Source organism: Pseudomonas sp. LAIL14HWK12:I10 (genome assembly GCF_900184205.1).
GTDB lineage: Bacteria > Pseudomonadota > Gammaproteobacteria > Pseudomonadales > Pseudomonadaceae > Aquipseudomonas > Aquipseudomonas kermanshahensis.
The window spans coordinates 468689-494424 of the sequence record NZ_FXWU01000003.1 but is presented as its reverse complement, the minus strand read 5'-3'; the positions used below and the strand labels follow the sequence as shown (position 1 = coordinate 494424).

The window sequence follows — 25736 nt, the reverse complement described above, 5'->3', positions numbered from 1 at the left end:
GCGCCTACAAAGGCTGGGCGTATGTGCCCGTGCGGGCTATGCTTGCACTGGGAGAGCTGAACGGGGAGGGCCTCATGTCTACACTGGAGCGGGCCATTGCCGTGGCTGCCAGGGCGCATGAAGGGCAATATGACAAGGGTGGGGCGGCCTATATCCTGCACCCGCTACGCGTGATGATGCGGGTTTCCACGCCCGAGCAGCGGATCGTCGCGGTGCTTCATGATGTAATCGAAGACACCCCGATGACCCTGTCCGACTTGGCGCGTGAAGGCTTTGCACTGAAAATTCTTGCCGCGCTGCTGGCGCTGAGCCGACGTGATGGCGAGTCTTACCAAGACTTCGTCCAGCGCCTTGGTGGTGACCCCTTGGCGCGCACCGTCAAACTGGCCGACCTGGCCGATAACAGCGACCTCTCGCGCATCCCAGTTCCTGGCCCCGCCGACCTGGCGCGGCTGGCCCGTTACCGGGAGGCCAGCGCCTACCTGCAGACACTGGCTTGAGCCTCAGCCGCAGGCCTTGAGGTTCACCGGCCCAACAAACGCATTACCCCGCCCCATCACGCAGGCCACCTGCTGGTTGCGCTGCAGCTCCCATACCTGCGGCGGGTACGTTTTGTTCCACGCTTCGAACAGCTGTCGGTCCTGCTTCGACAAGCGCAGGTTGTACTGCTTGCTCATGTAGAAGTACGTGCGTGCGATCATGCCGCGGATCGAAGGGCGTGGCATGACCTTCTTGGCCTTGAAGTCGACTTGGGTCAGGCAACTGCCGTACTGGCCCTGCTGCTCAGGCAGCCAACCGAAACTGAAGTTGCTGCGGTCGCCATTGACCTCACCGATGCTGGGCACCAGGTTGTGCAGGTCGGCCTCGGCGCGTTTGTACACCTCATCGTGCTGCGAGCACTGTTTGCGCCCACCGTCCTGCCAACACTGGCGCTGGTGGCCGATCTGCCAGGCCGGCACGATGTGCTCCCATTCGATGCGCGAAGCCCGTTGGGCGTTCTTGCGCGGTGTATAGCCGCAAGAGGCCAGGTTAACCTTGTTGCCTTTGTACTTGCAGCCGCAATAAAACTCCGTCGATTGTGGCGCGTACAGCTTCCAGGCGACCTTCTTGGCCTCCTGGAACGTGCGTGGGGCATCGGCATGGGCGAACGGGGTGGACAACAGCAGGCAGGCTGCAGCGAAAAGCGAAACTCTCATGCGCAGTCAGTCTTCCTTGGGCACGGTCCAAAAAATCTGCACGCCGCCATCGTCGCGATGGGCGAGGGTGACGTTGTCGTTCTCGGCGATTTCTTCGAGCAGGGTCTCCCAGTCATCCGGGGACTCTTGTTCCAGGCGGAAGATCAGCGCTGCACGGCTGCGTTGGGCGGTGGGGCTGTTGATGATCTTCTGGATACGTACGCCCAGTTGTTCATAGCTGCTCGGTGTTGCTGAGGAGGTGCTGGCCACAGGCATTTCCTTGTTTTTGCTGTATGTGCGTACAGTATTTCACCGTAAGTAAATTCGCAACTGCCTGTGAGGCAAAAGTGTGTGTGGCCGAGGTGAAGGATTGGTACCATCTGTGCCATCACCTCTCCGCTATCATTCGCGCGCTCTGTGCCTGGACACAGCAGTGACGCCTTGGGCATGACGCGAAATCGGTCAGGCCCAAGCTTCAGGAAGCTTCACATGTACCCATTCCGTTTGCATCGACCTGCCCCCTTGCGCACAGGCCTGACCCTGTTGCTGACCGGCAGCATCAGCCCGTCGATCCATGCCAGCACCGAGGCAGTCGATGTGCTGATCACCGACCCGGTGGTGGTCACTGGCGCCTACGCGCCAACCGGCAGTTTCGACCTGCCTTTTTCGATCGATACCGTGGACCTTTCCCACGGGACCGACGGCCAGTTGGGCGTCAATCTTTCAGAAGTGCTGACCAAGGTGCCCGGCCTGGTGGTGCAAAACCGGCAGAACTATGCGCAAGACCTGCAAGTGTCATCGCGGGGTTACGGCGCACGTTCGGCCTTTGGTATTCGCGGCCTCAAGCTGCTGAGCGATGGTATCCCGGCCAGTACGCCAGACGGCCAGGGGCAGGCCGCCTCGCTCAATCTGGATGTGGCCGATCGCATCGAAGTGTTGCGCGGCCCCGCAGCGACCCTGTACGGGAGCAACGCCGGCGGCGTTATCCAGATGTTCAGCCGGGACGGGCAGGGGCCTGCAAGGGTAGGGGCCGAAACCACTTTTGGCAGCGACGGTTTCAACAAGAATCACCTGTCGGCCGAGGGCGGCAACGAAACCGCCGGCTTCGTGCTCGATGCATCGCGCATGGACACCGACGGTTACCGTGACCACAGCGCCGCCCGCCGCGACCAGACCTTCGCCAAGGTGCACGTAAGGCCCGACGCTGACTCGCGCCTGGCGCTGATCTACAGCAGCCTCGAACAGAACAACACGCAAGACCCGCTGGGGCAAACCTGGGACGCCTATAAACATGACCCTCGTTCCACCGCGGCGGTGGCGGATATCTACAACACCCGCAAGAGCATCGACCATCAGCAGTTGGGCATGAACTACGAGCGCTATTTCGGCGATGCCACGTTGCAGTTCAACCTCTACGCGGGGCAGCGTAGCGTCGTGCAGTACCTGTCCATTCCGAAGACAGTGGCCTCCAACAGCCAGCGTGGCGGTGGGGTAGTGGACTTCGACCGTGCGTTTCACGGCGGCACCTTGCGCTGGATACAGCCGGTTGTAGCCGCCCCCGGTAACCTCACGGTCACGGTTGGCGCCGACTATGACCAGAGCAAGGACGACCGCCGCGGCTACCAGAATTTCAGCGGCGACACGCTGGGCGTCAAAGGTGAGCTGCGGCGTGACGAGCAAGACACCGCCACCAGCCTGGACCCATACATCCAGGCGCATTGGGAACTCGGCAACTGGACCACTGACCTTGGCCTGCGCCACAGCTCGATGCAAATGCGCGTCGATGACCACTACCTGGCCAATGGCGATTCCAGTGGCAAGAAGACGTACCAGCAGAACACGCCATCGCTGTCGGTGATGTATGCGTTTACGCCGGATGTGCGTGGTTATGTGAGTGTCGGCAAGGGTTTCGAGACCCCGACCCAGGCTGAAATGGCGTACGCCCCTGGCCAGGTTGAACGCTTTAACTTCGGGCTCAAGCCAGCCTCCAGCACCCAGTATGAAGTGGGCGTCAAATACCGGCTCGGCGAACGTACCCGGCTCAACGCCGCGGTTTACGAAATCCATACGGATGACGAAATCGTGGTGGCCAGCGCCACCGACGGCCGTACCAGTTACCGAAACGCCGGGAAGACCTTGCGCCGCGGGTTTGAGGCGAGCCTGCAAAGTGACCTCAGCGATCAGTGGCAGACGACCGTAGTGTACACCCGCACCGATGCCCGCTACGCCGAAGACTTTGCCCAAGGCACGCAGATCATCGAGGATGGCAACCGCCTGCCGGGCGTGCCGCTCGACAACCTGTTCGGCGAGCTCGTGTGGAAGCCAGCGACGTTTGTCAGCATGGGGGTTGAAGGGCAGTACCGCAGCAAGGTGTATGTGGAGGACAGCAATACCGCAAAACCGGCGCCGGCCTATACCGTCTTCAACTGGCGGACGCGCTTCGAACAGCACGCTGGGCCGTGGACGTTCCACCAGCTGATCCGCTTGGACAACCTGTTTGATCGGCAGTATGTGGGGTCGGTGATCGTGGGTGACGGCAACGCACGCTACTACGAAGCCGCGCCGGGGCGTTCGTGGTACGCGGGCGCCGGGTTGGAGTATCAGTTCCGCTGAAGCACGGCTATGCAAACCGCTCGAACCGATAGGGGCTCGGGTCGATCAACGTGGGGGACTGCGAAACCAGGTCTGCCGCCAATTGGCCCGCTGCCGGCGAGGTGCCGAAGCCATGCCCGGAAAATCCGGTCGCCAAGGTCAGGCCGGGAATGGCCGGCACCGGGCCGATCACGGGGTTTGAGTCAGGGGTGACGTCAATCGTGCCTGCCCAGGCTGAGGCGATCCGGGCCTGCTCGAACACTGGCCAGGCTGCCTTCAGGTTACGCAAGGCTTCATCGTTCAATGCCGTGTTGGCCTGCGGGTCCTGAACCCTGACGCGCTCGAAGGGCGTCACCTGCGACGGACCCCAGCGCCGGGCCAGGGCCAGGTCCTTGAAGAAGTACTTGCCGAAGCTGATGCGCAAAAAGTCACGCTGTGCCCGCAGTTGCGGCAGGTAACGCCTGCCCAGCAGCAGGTGGTCCAGGGTCAGGAACGCATCGAGCGCCCCGCGCTGGGTAATGATGTAGCCGCCATCCTTGTGTTTGCGGAAGGAAAAGTCCGGTGCGCCCACCGCAATGTCGGTCGGGCCGTCCAGCGGGTGGGTGCGCAGTACAGAACAGGTCAGCGGCAGGGTGGGCAGGTCGATATTGAGGTTGCCGAGAAACTTGCGAGACCACAAGCCGCCGGCCAGCAATACCTGGTCGCAGCGAATCTCGCCTTGCTCGGTGACAACGCCGCTGACCCTGCCAGCGGCGGTGACCAGCGTGCGCACCGCGCAGTTTTCCACGAGCACCGCGCCTTTGGCGATCGCTGCACGGGCGATGGCGCTGGCGGCCAGGGTCGGCTCGGCGCGCGCGTCCGAGGCGGTATAGATGCCCCCGGCCCAGTCGGCACGGCCGCCGGGCACCTTGTTGGCAATCTCCTTGTTGCTGAGCAGCCGAGAGTCCAGGCCAAGGTGCTCGACGCTCTTGAGCCAGCTTTCGTGCATGCCCATCTGCGTGTCGTTGCGGCCGATGAACATGATGCCTGCTTGCCGGTAGCCGACATCGCTGCCGACCCGTTCCGGCATTTTCGCCCACAGTTGGTCGGCGGCCAGGGCCAATGGAATATCGTGCGCATGGCGGTTGGTCTTGCGCACCCAGCCCAGGTTGCGCGACGACTGCTCACCCGCAAGGCGCCCCTTCTCCAGCAGCACCACGGGGATGTTGCGTTCGGCCAGGGTAAGGGCCGCGGTCAGGCCGATGATGCCTCCCCCGATGATCACCACGCTCGTGGCCTGAGGGTGGGTGGTAGAGGTGTGCACAGGGTCGATGACGGGGGACATGGCTTCACTCGGCGGCAGTGTGAACGGAATGTTGCGGTTCAAGGCTGGCGGCGCATTACTCGCCCAGGCGGATCAGCGTGACCTGCGCGCGCGAAGCCCCCCGGTACGCCGTCACTTCCAGCTCGACTTTGTAGACGGTCGAGCCCAGGGGCGGGCAGGTGACGGTGGTGGCCGGGTCGATGCCTCGGAATTTTTCGCCGATCACTTCCATGACCGTTGGCACGTCGGCCGGGTCCTGGATGAACACACGCGAGCTGATCACATCGCCCAGCCCTGAATCGACTGCCGCCAGTGCGGTTTCGATGTTGGCGAATACCTGGTGGGTCTGTTCGATCACGTCTTCAGGGATGACCTGGGTCTGCGGGTTGCGCCCGGCGGTGTTGGAGACGTGGATCCAGTTGTCCACCGCCACCAGGCGTGAATAGCTGGCCAGGTCTTCGAATTTCGAGCCGGTTTTCAGTTTGGTGATCTGCGTCATGGGGGAGCCTTTTTTGAGTGGTTGAGGAGTCAGCTAAGGACAGGTTTTTCCCAGAGATTGAGCTTCACGCCGATGCCTTTCTCGAGCGCGTTGCGGTACACGACGGTGCCCCAGGCAACGTCTTCCACAGGCATGCCACCCACCGACATGAGGATGATTTCGTCGTCGTTCAGACGGCCTGGCGCATCACCCCTGATGATCTTGCCGATGTCCTCGACCTGCGCGGCGTCCAGCTTGCCTTCGGCGATCATGTCCATGAAGCGCACGCCTACCAGCGGCACATGGTTGTGCGCAGGCTTGGGCAGTTCTTCGAACCAGGCTTGGTACAGCCCTGTGTTGTCCACCACCTTGCGCACGTCCGCACGCTCCATGCCGTCATCGATGCTGCACGGGGCAGGCATGGCCAAGAACGCACCGGGCTTGACCCACTCGCGCCGCACCAGCGGGTAAGTGCTGGGGTCGCCGACTTCGCCCGAGCTGCAGTAGCTGACCAGGTCGGCGTCACGTACCACTTCTTCCAGGGTCTGCACGACCTGGATGTGGGTGATTTGCGGGAAGGTCGCCTGGACCCAGGCAACGAAGTCATCCAGGTTCTTCTGGCCTCGGCCCTTGATCTTGATCGTGTCGATCAGCGGGCACACCGCCATGAACGCGGCAACCGTGGTCTTGCCCATCACGCCCGGCCCGGCCAGGCCGATGACCTTGGCGTCCTTGCGGGCCAGGTGGCGCGCACCAACCCCGGGGATGGCGCCGGTACGGTACGCCGACAGCAGGTTGGCCGACATGTGTGCCAGTGGGGCGCCGGTGTCGGCGTCGTTGAGGGTGAACATCAGGATCGAGCGTGGCAGGCCCTTTTCGCGGTTGGCGATGTTGGAGCCGTACCATTTGGCGCCCGCGGTGCGGAAGTTGCCGCCCAGGTACGCTGGCATGGCCATCATGCGACGGTCTGCGGTCGGCTTTGGCATGTGCGGAAACGGCGATTGCTCGGGGAAGGTGATCATCGCGCCGTGGGAGTCGTTGTTCGGGCCGGCCATGCGGTAGTCGCCCTGGTAGAGCAGGTCGAACATTTCTTCCATGGTATCGACACAGGCGGGCATGTCGGTCACGCCGGCGCGGATCATGTCCTGTTCGGACAGGTAGATGAAGTCAATGCGGGTATCGAGGGTCATGGCGGGTCTCGCAAGGCGGCCGTTGTCAGGTTTTGTTCTTGTGGGCGGGGGCTGTCATTCGTGGTGTCAGTTTCGCTAACGAGCGGCAGGCCGTCTTGCGTCAGCGTGCCAGGCGACTTGACCTGCCGTGCCACGGCTGCGCTTCGTGTAGGAGCAGCCTTGTGCTGCGAAGAAGCCGGTGAAGGCAGCGGAGATCTACTGTGTTTTCACTGGCCTCTTCGCAGCACAAGGCTGCTCCTACAGTGGTTCATGTACTGATCTAGAACGGCACCGCGACTGTCAGCGTGCCAGGCGACTTGACCTGCCGTGCCACGGCTGAGCTTTGTGTAGGAGCAGCCTTGTGCTGCGAAGAGGCCGGCGAAGGCAGCGGAGATCTACTGTGTTTTCACCGGCCTCTTCGCAGCACAAGGCTGCTCCTACAGTGGCTCATGTGCTGATCTAGAACGGCACCGCGACCGTCAGCGTGCCAGGCAATTTGACCTGCCGTGCCACGGCTGAGCTTCGTGTAGGAGCAGCCTTGCGCTGCGAAGAGGCCGGCAAAGGCAGCGGAGATCTACTGTGTTTTCACTGGCCTCTTCGCAGCACAAGGCTGCTCCTACAGTGGTTCATGTACTGATCTAGAACGGCACCGCGACCGTCAGCGTGCCAGGCAATTTGACCTGCCGTGCCACGGCTGAGCTTCGTGTAGGAGCAGCCTTGTGCTGCTCCTACAGTGGTTCATGTACTGATCTAGAACGGCACCGCGACCGTCAGCGTGCCAGGCGACTTGACCTGCCGTGCCACGGCTGAGCTTCGTGTAGGAGCAGCCTTGCGCTGCGAAGAGGCCGGTGAAGGCAGCGGAGATCTACTGTGTTTTCATTGGCCTCTTCGCAGCACAAGGCTGCTCCTACAGTGGCTCATGTGCTGATCTAGAACGGCACCGCGACTGTCAGCTGGCTGTAGACGTTGGTGCCGTTGCCGCCCACCTGATTGCCGCCGTTGCGCTCGTCCTTGCGGGGCTGATACAGGCCCATCAGCGGGCTAATGATCAGGTGGTCGTTGACCGCCCATTCCAGGTAAAGGTCGAGCTCCCGGGCATCGAGGTTGAGGCTGTCGCGGGTACGCACCGTGTCGAAGTCGAAATACAGCGCACCGACCGTGAGGTTTTCCAGCGGGGTCGCCTTCACGCCGACGTGGTGGATGCCGGTGTTGCTGTTGAAGGACCCGGCGTAGTTGGCGGCAACCTCACCCTGGAACCAGGTGCCATAGCCACTGGACAGGCCACTGAACAGCGCGTCCCAGCCTGCCGAGTAGCGGGTGTAGCGGTAGGTCAACTGGGGTGCCCAAGGCAGGTCGGCGAAGGTATAGCCGGCCTGCAGGTACCAGGCTTTTTCCGGGCCGCCTTGCTTGTCTTGCCACGCGTATTCGAAGGCGAAACTGGCATTGTCGATGCCTGCGTTGCCTTCGCCACGCAGGCTGTAGACGTCCATGCCCTCACGCGCTTTCTGAAACGCGCTGGCCCATTGGTCGGTGACGTCGATACCGTGCACCCAGGTCAGCCCCAAGGTGCCCAGAGCATGGGTGTAGTCCAGGGTGCCGGCGGCCAGTTCGGTTTCGGCCTGCGCGCGGTTATCGGACTTCAGCCACAGCAGGCTGCCATGCAGGCCATCCTGCCCGCCCAGGCGCAGTACTGCAGTGCGGTCGAAGGCGTGACGCGCCGCCAAGTAGTAGGCGCCGCCGCGGTCCAGGTGGCCGTCGGCCACGCCGTTGCCCAGGTTCGGGCCGTCGTCGTTGATCAGGAAGCCGCTGCCCAGGCGGACCACCTGCCGCCCCCCAGAAAGGTCTACGCCATCCTTGCCCAGCCAGGGCAGCAGGTCGCCTGAACGCCAGCCCAGGTAGGCGTCCTCGATCTTGGTGGTTCGCTCGGAGCCATCGGTGTTGCCGGCGGCATCGCCATCGCCCCAGGTGGCGGAGCTCACCCAGTTCAAGGCGCCATAGAGGCTGCCGTTGCCTGCCAGGCCCTGGTCACCGCTCAGGCCATACTTGATGAAGCCCTCGCGCCAGGTCGAGCCACCGGCCGTGCCGTCATAATTCTTGCGGCTGTTGAACATGCCCCACACCGCGAGCATGTCGGCGTTCACGTGGCTGTCTTCGTCGGCGTAGAGTTCGTAGGCCGGCGCGGCCTGGCTGGCCAGCAGCGTGGCCAGGGCCAGGATGGACAGCCGTTGCGGTTTGAACATTGCACTTCCCTCGATTGTTCTCGGCACCTCGCAAGGCGGCCTTTGTTGTTCGGGGGCAGCCTCGTGGTGGCGAGGCGCCGTCGCGGTTGGCTGCGACGGCCTATTAGTGCGTGGATGGCTGGGTGGGGTCTTGTTCGTGGCTGCCAAGGCGCTTGCCCGCCTTGGCCAGGTGCATGCAGCAGGGCACTTCAGTAACGGATCATCACCGACTTGAGCTCGGTGAAGTCATCGATGAACGCCGAGCCGAACTCGCGGCCAATGCCGGACGCCTTGATACCGCCGAAAGGCACGGCGGGGTCGAGCAGGGTGTGCATGTTGACCCACAGTGTACCGGCCTGGATTTGCGGGACCATCCGCATGGCTTTGCCCAGGTCGTTGGTCCACAGGCTGGCGCTGAGGCCGTAGGGCGTTGCGTTCATCAGGTGCAACAGTTCGTCTTCGTCGTCGTACGGCAAGAAGGTCGCCACCGGGCCAAAGGTTTCCTGGTTGAGCAGGGTGTCGCTGGCGCCCTTGGCGAGAATCACCGTCGGCTCGACAAAGCAGCCTGGGCCATCGCCAATGTGCCCACCATGAATGATCTGGCTGCCTTCGGCGCGTGCGGTGGCGAACAATTCGGCCAGCTTCTGCTGGTGTGGCTTGTTGGCTACCGGGCCGAACTGGGTCGATTCATCCAGCGGCGAGCCGACCTTCAGCTGGCCCAGGCGCTGGCACAGTGCGTCAAGCAGTGGGTCGATGCGCGAGCGGTGGACGAAGAAGCGCTCACCGGCGGCGCAGATCTGCCCGGAATGCAGAAAGCCAGCTTCAATGATGCCGTCGACGGCTTTGTCGAGCGCTACATCGGGCAGGAACGCTACCGAGTTCTTGCCGCCCAGTTCCAGTGTCGCACGGGTCAGCTTGGCACCCATGGCGGCCTGGCCGACGGCGATGCCGGTGGGCACGGAGCCGGTGAACGAGACCTTGTCGGTACCGGGGTGCTCGACCAGCGCCTTGCCCACCAGGCCGCCGCCGGTCAGTACGTTGAGGGCGCCCGGTGGCAGGCCGGCCTCGCTGGCCAGTTCGGCGATGCGCAGCAGCGTCAGGGGCGTGAACTCGCTGGGTTTGAGAATGATGCTGCAGCCGGTGGTCAGCGCCGAGGCCAGCTTCCAGATGGCGATCATGGTGGCGAAGTTCCACGGCACGATGCCCACCACCACGCCGATCGGTTCGCGCAGGGTGAAGGCGCTGTAGCGCTCACCGGCGAACGAGGGCAGGGACGGGGTGATGGTTTGGCCGGTGATCTTGGTGGCCCAGCCTGCGTAGTAGCGCAAGAAATGCGCGGCCTGCTCTACCTCGAACGCGCGCGCGATGCCGATCAGCTTGCCCGACTGCAAGGTCTCTAGCTGGGCCAATTCTTCGCGGTTGGCTTCCAGCAGGTCGGCCAGCTTGAACAGCACGCCGGCGCGGGCGGCCGGGCTGGTGCGCGACCAGGTGCTGAAGCCTTGGCGCGCCGAGCTCACGGCATGGTCAATGTCGGCCTGGTTGGCATCGGCGATGCGCGCGAGGGTTTCGCCATTGGCCGGGTTGACCACGGCAAGGGTCGAGGCGGATTGGCTGGCGATGGAGTGGCCGTGAATGAACACGCCATGTTGGCGGGCCAAGAATGCCGTGACCGCGGGAAGAAGGGTAATGTCGCTCATGCTGGCTCCTGAGGCAGAGGAACGCGGCCTGACCGGCCGCCAAAGCGTCGAGCATAGTGAACGGGCCCGGTGCTGATCTTGCATCTCCCTGACGGCGGCATGACGCTGCCTGCCAGGCATGCAGGTGCTGGCAGGCAGCAACAAGGGCCACGGCAGCCATGGGCAAGACGCCCCGCCGGCTGCGGCGCACAGTGATGACGCAGGGAGGCAAACAACAGCCGTGCGTGCAGGTTCACTTGCCGCGTTCAACGCCACAAAAACAAGCCGGGGCATAACGATGTCACTCAACAATAAGCTCACCGAGCATCTCAACCGGGGCAGTGTCGGTTTTCCTACGGCGCTGGCCAGCACCGTCGGGCTGATCATGGCCAGCCCGGTGATCCTGACCGCGACCATGGGGTTTGGCATTGGTGGCAGTGCCTTCGCCTTGGCCATGGTCATCGCGGCATTGATGATGCTGGCGCAGTCGACCACCTTTGCCGAAGCGGCCTCGATCTTGCCAACCACAGGGTCGGTCTACGACTACATCAACTGCGGCATGGGCCGCTTCTTCGCCATCACCGGCACGTTGTCGGCCTACCTGATCGTGCACGTGTTCGCCGGTACTGCCGAAACCATCCTGTCGGGGGTCATGGCGCTGGTGAACTTCGAGCACCTCAACACCCTGGCTGAGTCGGCGGGCGGTTCGTGGCTGCTGGGTGTCTGCTTCGTGTTGGCGTTCGCCGTGCTCAATGCCTTCGGGGTCAGTGCGTTCAGCCGGGCCGAAGTGATCCTGACCTTCGGCATGTGGACCACGCTGATGGTGTTCGGCGTGCTGGGCCTGATCGCCGCACCGGCGGTCGAGCTGGAAGGGCCGTTCGGGGCGTCGCTGGTCGGCACCGACCTGATGACCATCCTCTCGCTGATCGGCATGGCCATGTTCATGTTCGTCGGCTGTGAGTTCGTCACGCCGCTGGCGCCGGAGCTGCGCCGTTCGGCCTGGGTGTTGCCGCGGGCCATGGCGCTGGGCCTGTTTGGTGTGGCCAGCTGCATGTTCATCTATGGCGCAGCCATGAAGCGCCAGGTGGAAAACGTCGTGCTCGATGCCGCCAGCGGCGTGCACTTGCTCGACACGCCCATGGCCATCCCGCGTTTCGCTGAACAGGTGATGGGCGATATCGGCCCGGTGTGGCTGGGTATCGGCTTTTTGTTTGCCGGCGCCGCCACCATCAACACCTTGATGGCCGGGGTGCCTCGCATCCTGTACGGCATGGCGGTGGACGGCGCGCTGCCCAAGGCTTTCGCCTACCTGCACCCGCGGTTCAAGACGCCCTTGCTGTGCATTCTCGTGGTTGCCCTGATCCCTTGCCTGCACGCCTGGTACCTGGGCGGCAACCCGGACAACATCCTGCACCTGGTGCTGGCGGCAGTGTGTGCCTGGAGCACGGCATACCTGCTGGTGACGCTGTCGGTGGTGATCCTGCGCATCCGCCGGCCCGACCTGCCACGGGCCTACCGCTCGCCACTGTTCCCGCTGCCGCAGATCATTTCCAGTGGCGGTATCGTCATTGGCATGGCGTTCATCACCCCACCAGGCATGAACCCGGCCGACATCTATGTGCCGTTCGCCATCATGCTGGCCGGCACCGCCACCTATGCGCTGTTCTGGACGCTGTGCGTGCAGAAGGTCAACCCATTCAAGCCGGCGCGGGTCGAGGATGTGCTGGAAAAAGAATATGCGGCAGAGCCGGGCCATGCAGTGGAGCACCTGCACCATGATCAGACGTTTGCGTGATCGCCTGCTGGCGCCGCGTGCCCCGGCCGGCTACCGGCCCGGGGCCACGCTGGGGCTGCTGTCGCGTAACCTGGGGCAGGTGCACATGCAGTTGCTGGAACCCGCCCGCGGGGTGATCGACAACCCGGCGCTGGGCTGGCGTGCTGAGGTACGTGAGTGTGTCGAGGCGCACTTGCTGATGCATGTGGTCACCTGCGAATTCCGCCTGTGCCTGCCTGCCCTGCAAGGGGGCGGGGTAATGCTTGAAATGCGTCATGCGGGTGCAATCCGTCGTACCGGCCTGGCGTGCGTGTACCGCAGCGGCGACAAGGCGCGTTTCGCCCAAGTACGTGAGCAACTGCTGAACAATGCGCAACTGACCGCCGCCCTGATGCCGCTGGATTTCAAGCGCCTGACCCTGGAATGCCGCGATGGCCACTGGTGGCTGACCTTGGAACACATGGGCGGCAGCGAAGTGGTCAACCGCATGCCAGCGTTTCGTCGCTACATTCAGATCAGCCCGCCGCAACGCGCGCACCTGATGGCCTGCCTCGGCCTATTCGGGCAATCGCTGCCGCGTCTCTAAGCCTTTTTGGCACGTGCCTTGCTCAAGCTTCAGACGAGAGATCACAGTTGTGCGGCCATTGATAACATGTTAACAATGGCTGCATAACAACAAATTCTGCGTCGAGGGCACCCATGCACACTCAACAACCCAACCGTCAGGGTCTGGAACGCTGGACCACGGACATGCAGCAGATCTGCGGCCGTTTCGAGACCGAGCTGGCCTCCAACCCGGCGTTGTTCATCGGCGAAGTGTCGACGTTTTCCCGTGCGGGGTTACCACTGGCCAATCTGCGCACCAATGCCGGCAACATCCGCCGCCTGGGCGAAAACCCGACCCTCGACGACGACCAGCATTGCTTTCTGGTCAGCCAGCGCATGGGCTACTCGACGGTGGCGCAGGGCGGCATGCAGGTCAGCCTGGCGCCGGGCGAGTTGCTGCTGATGGACTCTGTCGGGCGTTGCGAGATCACCCCCAGCGGGCTGATCGAGCATGTTTCGCTGGCCCTTTCCCGCGAGCAGGTGCGCAAGCATGTGCAAGGCAGCGGTGCGATGTTCGGCAAGATTTCCTCATCCAATGCCTGCGGGCGCATGCTGCATGTTTTGATGGACCAACTGTGCAAGGACGACCATGCCAGTGGCGATGGTGCGCAAGGCGATGCGTTGCAGACGGCATTCATTGCATTGCTGGAGCCCGGTTTCGAGCGCAATGGCGACTCGCCGCACACCCTTGGCCCGCTCAGTGGTGCCAACCTGCGCAGCTATGTGCAGCAGGTGATTGACGAGTCCCTGTCACAGCCCGGGCTGACACCGGCCAACCTGGCCGGCCGGCTGAACATTTCGGTTCGGCATTTGTACCGCCTGTTCGAGGAGGAGGGTGACAGCGTCTGCCGCTACATTCAGCGTGCGCGCCTGAAGCGCAGCGCGGACGACCTGGCCAACCCGTTCTTCAAGCGCGAGTCGATCACCTCGATCGCCTACAAGTGGGGCTTTACCGACTCGGCGCATTTCAGCCGCTCGTTCAAAAAGCAGTTCGAGCAATCGCCCAAGGACTTCCGCGCCCAGGCCATGGCCTGACACGCGCTTACCGCGACCCAGGTAGGAGCAGCCTTGTGCTGCGAAGAGGCCGGTGAAAGCAGTGTAAGTTCACTGTGTTTTCACCGGCCTCTTCGCAGCACAAGGCTGCTCCTACCCAGGTCGTGTCAATCCGGGGGCAAACCTCAGGCCACTGCCAGGTAATGCTTGACGAACGATTCGCTCAGCACCTCCCACAGCACCGGCGTACCTTTGCTGACGAACCAGGCATCACCGGCCTTGAAGCGGGTGACTTGCCCCGTGGATTCATCGGTCAGCTGGATTTCGCCGGTGACGATCACCGCCTGCTCGTCGAACGGGTAGACCATGCGGAACTTGCCACGCGTGGTGCCGAAGTAGGCGCTGCTGACTGGGTCAGTCGGCGCGCCGTGGGTCATCTTGCCGAAGGCGTTGACGTCGCCTTCGAGAATCTCCGAGCCCAAGTCAGCAACGCTGCCCCACGGGTCGAGTTCGGACAGTTGGACGCCTTGTTTGGCGGCGGTGAGGGTCATGGCAGTGCTCCAGTGATGAGAGGGAAAGGTTTAACGGCGGCCGTTGAAATAGCCCGACAGCTGGTGCGCGGCCTTGCCGGCGGTGAGCAGCAGCGGGCGGAAATGGTCCTTGCCGAGGATTCGCGCATGCTTGACCGAGCTGAGCAGGCCATAGCGTGCGGACCCTTCGTGCATGCCTTCGGCGAGGATCTTGCAAATGATGTGGCTAGGCGTGACGCCAAAGCCTGAATAGCCCTGCACATAGAACGCATTGGGGCGGTTGCTCAGCGTGCCGATCTGCGGGAACAGGTTGGCGCTGGTGGCCATCGGGCCGCCCCAGGCCAGGTCAATGCGCACGTCCTTGAGGTACGGGAAGATCTTCAGCATCAGTGCACGGTTCCACGCCTTGAGGTCCAGCGGGATATGCTCGATGCAGGACGTGGCAGCGCCGAACAGCAGGCGGTTATCGCGGGTGACCCGGTAGTAGTCGATCACCGGGCGGATATCGCTGTAGGCACCGCGGATCGGGCTGATGCGGTCGATCAGCGCCTCCGGCAGCGGCTCGGTCATCATCTGGAAGGCGTAGGTGTTGATGGTGCGGCTGTGCAGTTCGGGCTCCAGCTTGTTGAGGAAGCTGTCGCAGGCCCACAGCAGCTTGCTGGCGCGCACCGAGCCGCGCCCGGTACGCACTTTGATGCGCTCACCGTAGGTCACTTCCAGCGCCGGGCTGTGCTCGAAAATGCGTGCACCGTGGCCGACCAGGGCCTGGGCTTCGCCGAGCAGCAGGTTGAGCGAATGCACGTGGCCACCGCCCATGTGCAGCAGGGCGCTGCTGTAGGCGTCGCTGCCGATGATCTGCCGCACTTCCGAGCCGCCCAGAAAACGGATTTCGTCATGTGGGTTGATGGCCTTGAATTGCTTTTCCCAGGCGCGCAGGGTCTTTTCCTGGCGGCTGTTGAAGCCCATGTAGCCATAGCCGTGGCAGAAGTCGGCGTCGATGTCGTAGCGGGCGATGCGTGCCTTGATGATGCCGGCGCCCAGTTCGCTGATCGCGAAGATCTCCTGCAGGCCCTTGTCGCCGACACTGCGCCGGATCTTCTCAAGGTCATGGCCGATGCCCGCCATGATCTGCCCGCCGTTGCGCCCGGTGCCGCCGTAACCCAGGTAGCGCGCTTCGAGCACGACGATGTTGGTCACGCCTTTTTCCGCCAGCTCCAGCGCGGTGTTGATGCCGGAAAAGCCGCCCCCGATGACCACGACATCGGCGTCGATGTCACGTTCCAGCGTGGGGAAGTTCAGGTTGTACTTTTTGGTCGCGGAGTAATAGGTCGGGCTCTCGAGGGTGATCATGACGCCGCCTGCTGAATAGAAGTGTGATAGGGCCGTTTGGCAAGCGCTCTGGCACAAGAGGCCATTGAGCGCCTGACCATCGGCAGGTGTCTTGTCCTTGCCTGCCAGCGAGTGTAACCAGCCTGCAAGTGCCACTGGCAGCGGTTGCACAGGGCTGCCAGCGGCTGATTGGTTAATGTATTAATGAGCCCGTGCTGGCATACTGGCCTGCTCGCCACTTTCCATGATGCTCGGGCACGCATGACCACACCAAGACCCTCTCTGACCCTTACCCTGCTGCAGGCTCGCGAAGCCACGATGGCGTTTTTTCGGCCGGCATTGAATGCCCATGACCTGACTGAACAGCAGTGGCGGGTGATTCGTATCCTGCACCAGCAAGGCGAGCTGGAAAGCCATCAGCTTGCCGAGCTTGCCTGCATCCTCAAGCCCAGCATGAGCGGTGTGCTCAAGCGGCTCGAGCGCGATGGGGTCGTCGCCCGGCGCAAGTCGCCAGAAGACCAGCGCCGGGTGTTCATCAGCCTGACCGACAAGGGGCAGCAGGCGTTCATGGCCATGAGCGAGGAAATGGCCCGCAACTATGAACGGATCCTCAGCCAGTTCGGCGAAGACAAACTGCAGCAACTGATGCAGCTGCTCAACGAAATGAAAAAGATCAAACCGTGACCCGCCAGAGCCCACCGCACCTCGGCTGATCAACACCATGGAAAGTGCAATTTTCCCGCCGTAACGTGCATTTCGAGGCGCACTCGCACCTCACATACTGAACGCGTCTTTACCGACTTGCCGGCTGTGCCATAGCACCGTAACGCCTGCGCCACAGGGCGTGCGCAGCCGCAGCTGACTCTCCAATAATAAAGAGACCGTTCATGAAAAAGCCAAATCCCCTGCTGGAAGACCTCAAGTCGATCCTGCCGACAATTGCTGCGAATGCGGTGCGTGCAGAGCAAGATCGCAGTGTCCCGGCAGAGAATATCGCGCTGCTCAAGAGCATCGGCATGCACCGTGCCTTTTTGCCTAAACACTATGGCGGCATGGAGATCTCGCTGCCGCAGTTTGCCCAGTGCATCGCCTTGCTGGCAGGCGCCTGCGCCAGCACCGCGTGGGCCATGAGCCTGCTGTGCACCCACAGCCATCAGATGGCGATGTTCTCGCCCACGCTGCAGCAGGAGGTCTGGCAAACCAACCCGGATGCCACGGCCAGCAGCAGCATCGCGCCCTTTGGCCGTACCGAGGAAGTCGAAGGCGGCGTGACCTTCAGTGGCGAAATGGGCTGGAGTTCCGGCTGTGACCATGCCGAGTGGGCGATCATGGGGTTCCGCCGCAAGAATGCCGAAGGTACGCAGGACTACTGCTTTGCCGTTCTGCCGCGCAGCGACTACGAAATCCGTGATGACTGGTATGCCGTGGGCATGCGCGGCAGCGGCAGCAAGACCTTGATCGTGCGTGACGCCTTCGTGCCGGAGCACCGCATCCAGAAGGCCAAGGACATGATGGAAGGCAAGTCGGCAGGCTTTGGTCTGTACCCAGACAGCAAGATCTTCTTCGCCCCGTACCGCCCGTATTTCGCCAGTGGTTTTTCCACCGTCAGCCTCGGTGTCGCCGAGCGCATGCTGGAGGTGTTCCGCGAGAAAACCCGCAACCGCGTACGTGCCTACACCGGCGCCGCAGTGGGGGCTGCAACCCCTGCGCTGATGCGCCTGGCCGAGTCCACCCATCAAGTGGCCGCCGCCCGTGCCCTGCTGGAAAAAAGCTGGGATGAAATCGCCGAGTACAGCGAGCGCCACGAATACCCCACACGCGCCACACTGGCGTTCTGGCGGACCAACCAGGGTTATGCCGTGAAGATGTGTATCCAGGCGGTAGACCGGCTGATGGAAGCGTCCGGCGGCGGCGCCTGGTTTGAAAGCAACGAGATGCAGCGGCTGTTCCGTGATGCGCACCTGACCGGTGCCCACGCCTACACCGACTATGACGTTTGCGCGCAGATCCTCGGCCGCGAGCTGATGGGCCTGGAGCCTGATCCGGCGATGGTCTGACCCGCGCGCGGGTCAATTCCCCTTACAACCACAACAACAAACAGGGCAGGCCGCTGGCCTGTTCGGGAGTCTTGCATGTCCACTGAAAACACCACGGCCTTCGATAGCCGAGCCTTCCGCCGCGCGCTGGGCAACTTCGCCACCGGCGTTACCGTAGTCACCGCCGCTGGCGCCAGCGGGCGCAAGGTCGGCGTCACCGCCAACAGCTTCAACTCGGTCTCGCTGGAGCCTGCGTTGATCTTGTGGAGCATCGACAAACGCTCCACCAGCCATGAAGTATTCGAAGAAGCGTCGCACTTTGCCGTGAACATTCTGGCGGCGGACCAGATCGAGCTGTCCAACAACTTCGCGCGGCCCAAGGACGATCGGTTCGCAGGCATCGATTACCAGCAAGGGGCGGGTGGCGCACCGCTGTTGGCTGACTGCTCGGCGCGCTTCCAGTGTGAGAAGTTTCAGCAATTGGACGGCGGCGACCACTGGATTCTGGTGGGCAAGGTGGTGGCGTTCGATGACTTCGGCCGCTCGCCGTTGCTGTACCACCAAGGCGCCTATTCGATGGTGCTGCCCCACACACGCATGACCCAGCGTGCAGAGGGCCAGGCGCCGAGCAGCCACTTCCAGGGCCGCCTGCAGCACAACCTGTACTACCTGATGACCCAGGCGTTGCGTGCCTACCAGGGTGATTACCAGCCACGTCAACTGAGCACCGGGTTGCGTACCAGTGAGGCGCGCATGTTGATGGTGCTGGAGAACGATGCCGGGCTCAGCCTCAACGACCTGCAGCGCGAAGTGGCGATGCCTGCGCGTGAGATCGAGGAAGCGGTTGCCAACCTCAAGCGCAAGGGCCTGATTGCTGACGATGAGGGGCGGGTGCGGCTTTCGGTGAAAGGTGTGGATGAGACCGAGGCGCTGTGGACCATTGCCAGGGAGCAGCAGGACAAGGTGTTTGGGCAGTTCAGTGAAGAGCAGCTGGATACCTTCAAGACGGTGTTGAAGGCGATCATTAAGATGTGAGCCTTTGATAACCGGGGCCGCTTTGCGGCCCATCGCCCCAGGGATCACGCGGTCCCTGTAGGCGCGAGCTTGCTCGCGAAAGGGCTGCAAAGCAGCCCCATTGCTGTTCAGTAAACCCCGCCCCCGTCACTCACCGACGCCGACGTACCTTTGAACTTCCCCGCCAGATCCTGCAGCCCACGCATCAGCACCGTGGTATCCACCCCCACCGCCACAAACGCCGCGCCCAAGGCGATGTAGCGCCGCGCCAGCGTCTCGTCCGCACTGAGAATACCCGCCGCTTTGCCTGCCTTGCCGATGCGCACGATCGCGTCCTCGATGGCTGCCTGCACCTCAGGGTGCCCAGGGTTGCCGCGGTGGCCCATGGCGGCGCTCAGGTCGGCCGGGCCGATGAACACGCCATCGACGCCCTCGACCGCAACGATCTCATCCAGGTTGGCCAGCCCTTGTTTGTTCTCGATCTGCACCAGCAAGCACATCTGCGCGTCGGCTTGGTCGAGGTAACCCGGGATGCTGTTCCAGCGCGACGCCCGCGCCAGAGCGCTGCCCACGCCGCGTATACCTTTGGGCGGGTACTGCATGGCCTGCACCAGCTGGCGTGCTTGCGCGGCGGTTTCCACCATGGGTACCAGCAGGGTCTGCGCGCCGATATCCAGCACTTGCTTGATCAACGCCGTGTCGCCAATGACCGGGCGAATTACCGCCTGGCTCGGGTAGGGCGCCACCGCCTGCAACTGCGCGAGCATGCCGCGCAGGTCGTTCGGCGCGTGCTCGCCGTCAATCAGCAACCAGTCGAAGCCGGCATTGGCCGCCAGCTCCGCGCAGTATGCATCGGCCAGGCCGAGCCACAGGCCGATCTGCGGCTCGCCACTGCGCAGGCGTTGTTTGAAGCGGTTGACGGGCATGTCCATGGGCAAGTCCTCAAACGAAACGGCAGGCAATCGAGCCGAGCAGGTCATAGTCGACGTGGAAGGTGTCGCCAGGCCGTGCGGCTACTGGGCGAGTGAAGGAGCCACCGAGGATGATCTGGCCCGGCTGCAGGGTGACGTCGTACGCGGCCAGCTTGTTGGCCAGCCACGCGACACCCTTGGCCGGGTGGTTGAGCACCGCGGCGCTGACCCCGGACTCTTCGATCACACCGTTGCGGTAAAGCACGGCCGGCACCTTGCGCAGGTCGATCTCGGTGGGGCGTACTGCGCGCCCGCCCATGACAACGCCGGCGTTGGCGGCGTTGTCGGAAATGGTGTCGAACACTTTGCGCGTGGCCTGGGTCTGCGGGTCGACCTGTTGAATGCGCGCGTCGATGATTTCCAGCGCCGGGATGACCCACTCGGTGGCGTCCAGCACGTCGAACACCGTCACATTCGGGCCCTTGAGCGGCTTGCCGAGAATGAAGGCCAGCTCGACCTCGACGCGCGGCACGATGAAACGCTCAAACGGAATGTCGCTGCCTTCATCGAACAGCATGTCGTCCAGCAGCGCGCCGTAGTCAGGCTCGGTAATGTTCGACGAGACCTGCATGGCGCGTGAGGTCAGGCCGATCTTGTGGCCGACCAGCTTGCGCCCGGCGGCGAGCTTCTTGGCCACCCAGGCACGCTGGATGGCGTAGGCATCTTCGATAGTGATGGCAGGCTGGTCGAGCGAGAACTGGCGCACCTGTTCGCGCGAGCGCTCGGCCTGGTCGAGCCGCTCGGCGGCCTGTTGGATGAATGCGTTATCGAGCATGGTTGAAGTCTCAAGGTTCAAGGGTTGACGATGGCGGCGCGGGTACGCAGCACCAGCAGGCCGCCGAGGGTGATGAACGCAGCCAGCACATACAGCGCGAGGCTGGCGCTTTGCGTGGTGTCGCGGACCCAGCCGATGAAATAGGGCGTGGCGAACGAGGCGATGCTGCCCAGCGAGCTGATCAGAGCGATGCCGGCAGCCTGGGTGCGGTCATTGAGAAACGCCGTAGGCAGTTGCCAGAACATCGGCAGGGCGGCGCTTGCCCCCATGCCTGCCAGCACCAGGCCGGCCAATACGGGCAGTGCCTGGTTGGGCGCGAGGGCAGCGATCGCGATACCGGCCGCGGCCATCAGCAGGGGGATGGACAGGTGCCAACGGCGCTCGCGGTGGCGGTCGGACGAGCGTCCGCAGGCCAGCATGAACACGCAGCCGGCCAGGTACGGCACGGCGCTGAGCAGGCCGACACTGGCGTCGCTGCCGATGCCGGCGGTGTGGATCAGGCTGGGCATCCAGAACGCCAGCGTGTTCACCGCCAGCATGACTGCGCAGTACACCGCCACCAGTAGCCACACGGCAGGGCTGGCGAGGATGCCGGCGAACGAGGTGACCGGCTTGCGCTGTTCTTCCTGGCCGAACTGGGCGCGCAGGGCGGCTTTTTGCTGCGCGTCGAGCCAGGCCACCTGCTCGAAACGCTCGGGCAGGACCGCCAGTACCACCAGGCCGAGCAGGATCACCGGGGCGCCTTCGATCAGGAACATCCACTGCCAGCCACGCAGGCCCGCAGCGTCATGCATGAACGCCAGAATGCTGCCCGACAGCGGCCCGCCGACCACGCCTGCCAGCGGCACGGCAATGGCGAACAATGCCGTGACCTGGGCACGGCGGCCCGCGGGGTACCAGCGGTTGAGGTACACCAGAATGCCTGGGAAAAACCCGGCTTCCGCCGCGCCCAGGGCAAACCGCAGCAGGTAGAACGCGCTGCTGCTCTCGATCAGCAGCATGCAGGTCGACAGTGTGCCCCACACCACCATCAGGTTGGCGATCCAGCGGCGCGGGCCGACGCGGTCGAGCATCAGGTTGCTGGGTACGCCAAACAACGCATAGGCGATGAAAAACAGCCCGGCGCCCAGCCCGTAGACCGTGTCGGACAGGTGCAGGTCCTGGCTCATCTGCATCTTGGCGAAGCCGATGTTGATGCGGTCCAGGTGGGCGAACAGGTAACACACCAACAGTAACGGCATCAGCCGCCAGGTGACGGTCCGGTGTGTACTGTCGAGGAGTGTGGCTTGCGCCGTGCTGCGCGAGGCGTGCTCGAGTGTGCTCATATTTGTTGTACTTGTTGTGTGATGAGACGGTGAAAGGTGTCGGCCGTTGGCTCAGGCCGGTTTGTTGAACAGCGGGTGCAGGGTGCTGTGCTTGGCGTCGTAGACCTGCGCGTTGCTCTCGTCGATCTGCAGGGTGATGCCGATGGGGCGCTGCTGGAGCAGCGCGTCCAGGTGCTGCTTGAGCACCTGCAACAGGCTGTCGCCGACTGTTTTGTGAACCTCCGCGGAGCGGCCGTTGGCCATCCGCAGGTTGGCGTACAAAAAGCCATAGTCGCCGTTGCCATCCGCCACTGCGCAGTGCGCGGCGGGGTAGGCCAACACGCGGGTGCCGCCGGTGGGGAACACGGCCTTGCCGGCGGCATCGCGCTGTTCGAGCATGGTGTTGGCCAGGGCACGGCAAAGGCCCGGGATGTCGGCGTCTGTTTCCAGGTCGGGGGTGTAGAGCAGAACCAGGTGTGGCATGAAGGGCATCCTCTTGGCAGAAACGCCTGGCCGCCCGGCAGAGCGGCCAGGCAGCGGAACTACAGGCGGCTGGTGGACACCACCGCGGCCGGGTTGGCGGCCTGCGCGGCGGGGATGGCAGCACCCTCCTGCGGGGTGACCGGGAAGATCGCGTTGATCTGGCCGGTGCCCGACGAGCCGAAGTAGGGCGTTACCACGTCGGCCTTGCCGTCGTACTTCGACCAGCCCAGGGCACCGAGCAGCATCGCGGTGTCATGCATGAACCCTTCACCGTGGCCCTTGGCGGCGTATTCGGGGAGCATGCCGCAGAATTCTTCCCATTCAGCGTTCTCCCACATCTTCACCACGCGGTGGTCCAGGGTTTCCAGGAACGGGCTCCACACCTTGGTGGCGAAATCCGGCGCCTGGCCGTTCTGCGCAAAGCGGTGTGACAGCGAGCCACTGGCCAGGAACGCCACGGTGCCGTCGTAGTGCTCTTCCACGGCCTTGCGCATGGCCCAGCCGAGGCGGGCGCTGTCGGCCAGGTAGTGGGAGGTGCACAGCGCCGAGACCGAAACCACCTTGAAGTGCTGGTCTTGGTTCATGTAGCGCATCGGCACCAGGGTGCCGTACTCAGGGCCCAGGGTGGTGGCGTGGTGGGCCATGGTCTCGACGTTGAAGCGGTTGCATTCGGCTGCCAGCAGTTGGCCGAGTGCAGTGTTGCCCGGGAACTCGTATTCCATGTTGCTGATGAAGTGCGGCAGTTCGTTGCTGGTGTAGACGCCCTTGAAATGCGGGCCGCAGAGCACGTGGTAGTTGGCATTGACCAACCAGTGGGTGTCGAACACGACAATCGTGTCGACCCCGAGCTCACGGCAGCGTCGGCTGATCTCGTAGTGCCCGTCGATGGCGGCTTGCCGAAAGCCCTGACGCGGGCCAGGCAGCTCGGACAGGTACATGGACGGTACATGGGTAATCTTGGCAGCGAGAGCGAGTTTGCCCATGGAAATCTCCGGTAAGAGGATGTTGTTAGGGTGTCGAGGCCTGTGGGAGCGGGCAAGCCCGCCCCACAGGGTTACCCGCTTGATCGAGACGGTTTATACACCCCAGCGCGGGATGTGGTGGCTGCCCATGGAAATGCACACGTTCTTGATCTCGGCGAACACTTCGAAGCTGTATTGCCCACCTTCACGCCCGGTGCCGGAGCCTTTCACGCCGCCGAACGGCTGGCGCAGGTCGCGCACGTTCTGGCTGTTGATGAAGACCATGCCAGCTTCGATGCCACGCGCCAGGCGGTGCGCCTTGCCGATGTCCTGGGTCCAGATGTACGAGGCCAGGCCGTATTCGGTGTCGTTGGCCAGTTGCAGTGCTTCGGCCTCGTCCTTGAACGGGATCAGGCACACCACTGGGCCGAAGATTTCTTCCTGGGCGATGCGCATGCTGTTGTTCACGTCGGCGAACACGGTGGGCTGGATGAACTGCCCCTTGGCCAAGTGCGCCGGCAGATTGGCCGGGCGCTCCAGGCCGCCGGCAACCAGGCGTGCGCCTTCTTCGATGCCGATGCGGATGTACCCGGTGACTTTGTCATAGTGCTGCTGGGTGATCATCGAGCCTACTTGCGTTTTCGGGTTGGTCGGGTCACCCACGATCAGGCGCTTGGCGCGGGCGGCGAACTCGGCGACGAACTGCGGGTAAACGCTTTCCTGGATGAAAATGCGGCTGCCGGCCGTGCAGCGCTCGCCATTGAGCGAGAAGATGGTGAACAGCGCTGCATCCAGGGCGCGTTCCAGGTCGGCGTCTTCGAAGATCACCACCGGCGACTTGCCACCCAGCTCCATCGAGTATTTTTTAAGGCCGGCGGTCTGCATGATCTTCTTGCCGGTGGCGGTGCCGCCGGTAAAGGAAATCGCACGCACATCGGGGTGACGCACCAGCGCATCGCCGGCGGTGGCGCCGTAGCCCTGGATCACGTTCAGCACGCCGTTGGGGATGCCGGCCTCAACGGCCAGGCGGCCGAGTTCGTTGGCAGTCAGCGGCGACAATTCGCTCATTTTCAAGACGGCGGTGTTGCCCAGGGCCAGGCACGGCGCAGTCTTCCAGGTGGCCGTCATGAACGGCACGTTCCAGGGGCTTACCAGGCCGCACACACCCACCGGCTGGTACAGGGTGTAGTTGAGCATCTGGTCGTCGACCGGGTAGGTGTGGCCATCCATGCGGGTGCACACTTCGGCGAAGAAGTCGAAGTTGTGCGAGGCACGCGGGATCAGCACGTTCTTGGTCTGGTGGATCGGCAGGCCGGTATCGAGGGTTTCCAGCTCGGCCAGTTTCGGCACGTTCTGGTCGATCAGTTCGCCCAGCTTGCGCATCAGACGGGCACGTTCCTTGGCTGGGGTGTTGGCCCATTTCGGGAAGGCTTCCTTGGCCGCCGCAACCGCCTGCGCGACCTCTTCGGCACCGCCGCTGGCGACTTCGCAAATCGCGTCACCGGTGGCTGGGTTGTAGTTGACGAAGGTGTCTTTGCTCTCGACCTCACGGCCGTTGATCCAGTGCTTGATCATGCTGCTCATGCCTTGTTGTTCTTGAAGAAGTCAGCTTCGCTGACGATGCGGTTGACCAGGCGACCGACGCCTTCCACTTCCACCACCACTTCATCGCCTGGCACTACGTCTGCCAGGCCTTCTGGGGTGCCGGTTGCGATCATGTCGCCCGGTTGCAGGGTCATGAAGCTGGAGAAGTATTCGATCAGGTAAGGGATGTCGAAAATCATGTCCGAGGTGCTGCCTTCCTGTTTCAGCTCACCGTTGATCCAGGTGCGCAGCTTCAGGTTGGACGGGTCTGGCACGTCGGCCGCATCGACGATCCACGGGCCGACCGGGGTGGTGGCGTCGCGGTTTTTCACCCGCAGGTTGGGGCGGTAGTAGTTTTCCAGGTAGTCGCGGATGGCGTAGTCGTTGCACACGGTGTAGCCGGCCAGGTACTGCAGGGCGTCTTCGCGCTTGACGTTACGTGCCTGCTTGCCGATCACCGCCACCAGCTCGCACTCGTAGTGCATGTAGGCGACGTTGTCCGGGCGCCAGGTGACCTGCTTGTGGCCGGTGTAGGTGCCCGGCGACTTGATGAACGCCAGCGGCTCGGTGGGCGGCGTGAAGGCGAGTTCCGCAGCGTGGTCGGCGTAGTTCAGGCCCAGGGCGAACATGCTGCCGGTGGCCGGTGGCAGCCAGGTCACCTGGTCTTCATGCACCAGGCGGCCGTCGGCCAGGCGCAGGTGGTCGTCTTCGACGGTGACGTTATGGACCTGGCCGTCGAACTGGATACGGGCGTGTTTCACAG

General features: G+C 63.3%; 24 protein-coding genes. 8 read left to right on the top strand and 16 right to left on the bottom strand.

Going from position 1 to position 25736, the window contains the following annotated elements:
* Positions 1-74: 74 nt before the first annotated feature.
* A complete protein-coding gene (locus tag QOS90_RS09310) occupies positions 75-500 on the top strand; it encodes a GTP pyrophosphokinase (RefSeq protein ID WP_027596108.1) in 426 nt (141 codons plus the stop codon).
* Positions 501-503: 3 nt separating this feature from the next.
* On the opposite strand, the gene QOS90_RS09305 is transcribed toward QOS90_RS09310, so the two are convergent.
* The gene (locus QOS90_RS09305; RefSeq protein ID WP_085273088.1) at positions 504-1196 is read right to left on the bottom strand and encodes an endonuclease; all 693 of its coding nucleotides are present in this window, start codon (positions 1194-1196) and stop codon (positions 504-506) included.
* A gap of 6 nt (positions 1197-1202) precedes the next feature.
* A complete protein-coding gene (locus QOS90_RS09300) occupies positions 1203-1445 on the bottom strand; it encodes a DUF1654 domain-containing protein (protein WP_027596110.1) in 243 nt (80 codons plus the stop codon).
* A gap of 219 nt (positions 1446-1664) precedes the next feature.
* Between QOS90_RS09300 and QOS90_RS09295 the strand changes: the two genes are divergently transcribed.
* Positions 1665-3788 (top strand): TonB-dependent receptor family protein, encoded by a 2124-nt coding sequence (locus QOS90_RS09295; RefSeq protein WP_085273089.1) that lies wholly within the window; start codon positions 1665-1667, stop codon positions 3786-3788.
* 7 nt (positions 3789-3795) lie between these two features.
* Here QOS90_RS09295 and QOS90_RS09290 read toward each other — a convergent pair whose 3' ends face one another.
* The 5 genes from QOS90_RS09290 to QOS90_RS09270 all read right to left on the bottom strand — a co-directional run bounded on the left by QOS90_RS09290 (position 3796) and on the right by QOS90_RS09270 (position 10633).
* The gene (locus tag QOS90_RS09290) at positions 3796-5091 is read right to left on the bottom strand and encodes an NAD(P)/FAD-dependent oxidoreductase (protein ID WP_085273212.1); all 1296 of its coding nucleotides are present in this window, start codon (positions 5089-5091) and stop codon (positions 3796-3798) included.
* Positions 5092-5146: 55 nt separating this feature from the next.
* Positions 5147-5569, bottom strand: a complete 423-nt coding sequence (locus QOS90_RS09285) for a RidA family protein (protein ID WP_027596113.1) — start codon at positions 5567-5569, stop codon at positions 5147-5149.
* Between the two features lie 29 nt (positions 5570-5598).
* Entirely contained in the window at positions 5599-6738 is a 1140-nt protein-coding gene (locus QOS90_RS09280) for an ornithine cyclodeaminase family protein (RefSeq protein ID WP_027596114.1), read from the bottom strand.
* Between the two features lie 908 nt (positions 6739-7646).
* A complete protein-coding gene (locus QOS90_RS09275; protein ID WP_085273090.1) occupies positions 7647-8957 on the bottom strand; it encodes an alginate export family protein in 1311 nt (436 codons plus the stop codon).
* A gap of 188 nt (positions 8958-9145) precedes the next feature.
* Positions 9146-10633, bottom strand: coding sequence for an aldehyde dehydrogenase family protein (locus QOS90_RS09270; protein WP_085273091.1), 1488 nt, complete (start codon positions 10631-10633; stop codon positions 9146-9148).
* Between the two features lie 277 nt (positions 10634-10910).
* On the opposite strand from QOS90_RS09270, the gene QOS90_RS09265 reads away from it, so the two are divergent.
* The 3 genes from QOS90_RS09265 to feaR all read left to right on the top strand — a co-directional run bounded on the left by QOS90_RS09265 (position 10911) and on the right by feaR (position 14027).
* Positions 10911-12407: an APC family permease gene (locus tag QOS90_RS09265; protein ID WP_085273092.1), complete on the top strand. Its 1497-nt coding sequence runs from the start codon at positions 10911-10913 to the stop codon at positions 12405-12407.
* The gene (locus tag QOS90_RS09260; protein ID WP_085273093.1) at positions 12388-12972 is read left to right on the top strand and encodes a DUF3156 family protein; all 585 of its coding nucleotides are present in this window, start codon (positions 12388-12390) and stop codon (positions 12970-12972) included. Before QOS90_RS09265 ends, QOS90_RS09260 begins: the two co-directional genes overlap by 20 nt.
* A 113-nt stretch (positions 12973-13085) precedes the next feature.
* Positions 13086-14027 (top strand): transcriptional regulator FeaR, encoded by a 942-nt coding sequence (gene feaR / locus QOS90_RS09255; RefSeq protein ID WP_027596119.1) that lies wholly within the window; start codon positions 13086-13088, stop codon positions 14025-14027.
* A 143-nt stretch (positions 14028-14170) separates the two neighbouring features.
* Here feaR and QOS90_RS09250 read toward each other — a convergent pair whose 3' ends face one another.
* On the bottom strand, positions 14171-14536 hold the full coding sequence (locus QOS90_RS09250) for a cupin domain-containing protein (protein ID WP_027596120.1): 366 nt from the start codon (positions 14534-14536) through the stop codon (positions 14171-14173).
* A 30-nt stretch (positions 14537-14566) separates the two neighbouring features.
* Positions 14567-15865: an NAD(P)/FAD-dependent oxidoreductase gene (locus QOS90_RS09245; protein ID WP_085273094.1), complete on the bottom strand. Its 1299-nt coding sequence runs from the start codon at positions 15863-15865 to the stop codon at positions 14567-14569.
* A gap of 240 nt (positions 15866-16105) precedes the next feature.
* Between QOS90_RS09245 and hpaR the strand changes: the two genes are divergently transcribed.
* From hpaR to QOS90_RS09230, 3 genes are all read left to right on the top strand, one after another.
* Complete coding sequence (gene hpaR / locus QOS90_RS09240; protein WP_085273095.1) at positions 16106-16528, top strand: homoprotocatechuate degradation operon regulator HpaR; 423 nt, start codon at positions 16106-16108, stop codon at positions 16526-16528.
* Positions 16529-16731: 203 nt separating this feature from the next.
* Positions 16732-17901, top strand: a complete 1170-nt coding sequence (locus QOS90_RS09235) for a p-hydroxyphenylacetate 3-hydroxylase oxygenase component (RefSeq protein ID WP_027596123.1) — start codon at positions 16732-16734, stop codon at positions 17899-17901.
* 75 nt (positions 17902-17976) lie between these two features.
* Positions 17977-18915 carry a p-hydroxyphenylacetate 3-hydroxylase reductase component gene (locus QOS90_RS09230; RefSeq protein WP_085273096.1) on the top strand — a complete coding sequence of 313 codons (939 nt, stop codon included), beginning with the start codon at positions 17977-17979 and terminating at the stop codon, positions 18913-18915.
* 107 nt (positions 18916-19022) lie between these two features.
* Here the strand turns inward: QOS90_RS09230 and hpaI are convergent, their stop codons facing one another.
* From hpaI to QOS90_RS09195, 7 genes are all read right to left on the bottom strand, one after another.
* Positions 19023-19826 (bottom strand): 4-hydroxy-2-oxoheptanedioate aldolase, encoded by an 804-nt coding sequence (gene hpaI / locus QOS90_RS09225; RefSeq protein ID WP_027596125.1) that lies wholly within the window; start codon positions 19824-19826, stop codon positions 19023-19025.
* Between the two features lie 10 nt (positions 19827-19836).
* The gene (gene hpaH, locus QOS90_RS09220; RefSeq protein WP_027596126.1) at positions 19837-20640 is read right to left on the bottom strand and encodes a 2-oxo-hept-4-ene-1,7-dioate hydratase; all 804 of its coding nucleotides are present in this window, start codon (positions 20638-20640) and stop codon (positions 19837-19839) included.
* Positions 20641-20657: 17 nt separating this feature from the next.
* Positions 20658-21965, bottom strand: coding sequence for an MFS transporter (locus QOS90_RS09215; protein ID WP_085273097.1), 1308 nt, complete (start codon positions 21963-21965; stop codon positions 20658-20660).
* A 51-nt stretch (positions 21966-22016) separates the two neighbouring features.
* A complete protein-coding gene (locus QOS90_RS09210) occupies positions 22017-22427 on the bottom strand; it encodes a 5-carboxymethyl-2-hydroxymuconate Delta-isomerase (RefSeq protein ID WP_085273098.1) in 411 nt (136 codons plus the stop codon).
* Positions 22428-22486: 59 nt separating this feature from the next.
* Positions 22487-23410, bottom strand: coding sequence for a 3,4-dihydroxyphenylacetate 2,3-dioxygenase (gene hpaD / locus QOS90_RS09205; protein WP_085273099.1), 924 nt, complete (start codon positions 23408-23410; stop codon positions 22487-22489).
* 93 nt (positions 23411-23503) lie between these two features.
* On the bottom strand, positions 23504-24964 hold the full coding sequence (gene hpaE / locus QOS90_RS09200) for a 5-carboxymethyl-2-hydroxymuconate semialdehyde dehydrogenase (protein WP_085273213.1): 1461 nt from the start codon (positions 24962-24964) through the stop codon (positions 23504-23506).
* 5 nt (positions 24965-24969) lie between these two features.
* Complete coding sequence (locus QOS90_RS09195; RefSeq protein ID WP_027596131.1) at positions 24970-25734, bottom strand: fumarylacetoacetate hydrolase family protein; 765 nt, start codon at positions 25732-25734, stop codon at positions 24970-24972.
* Between the last annotated feature and the right edge of the window lie 2 nt (positions 25735-25736).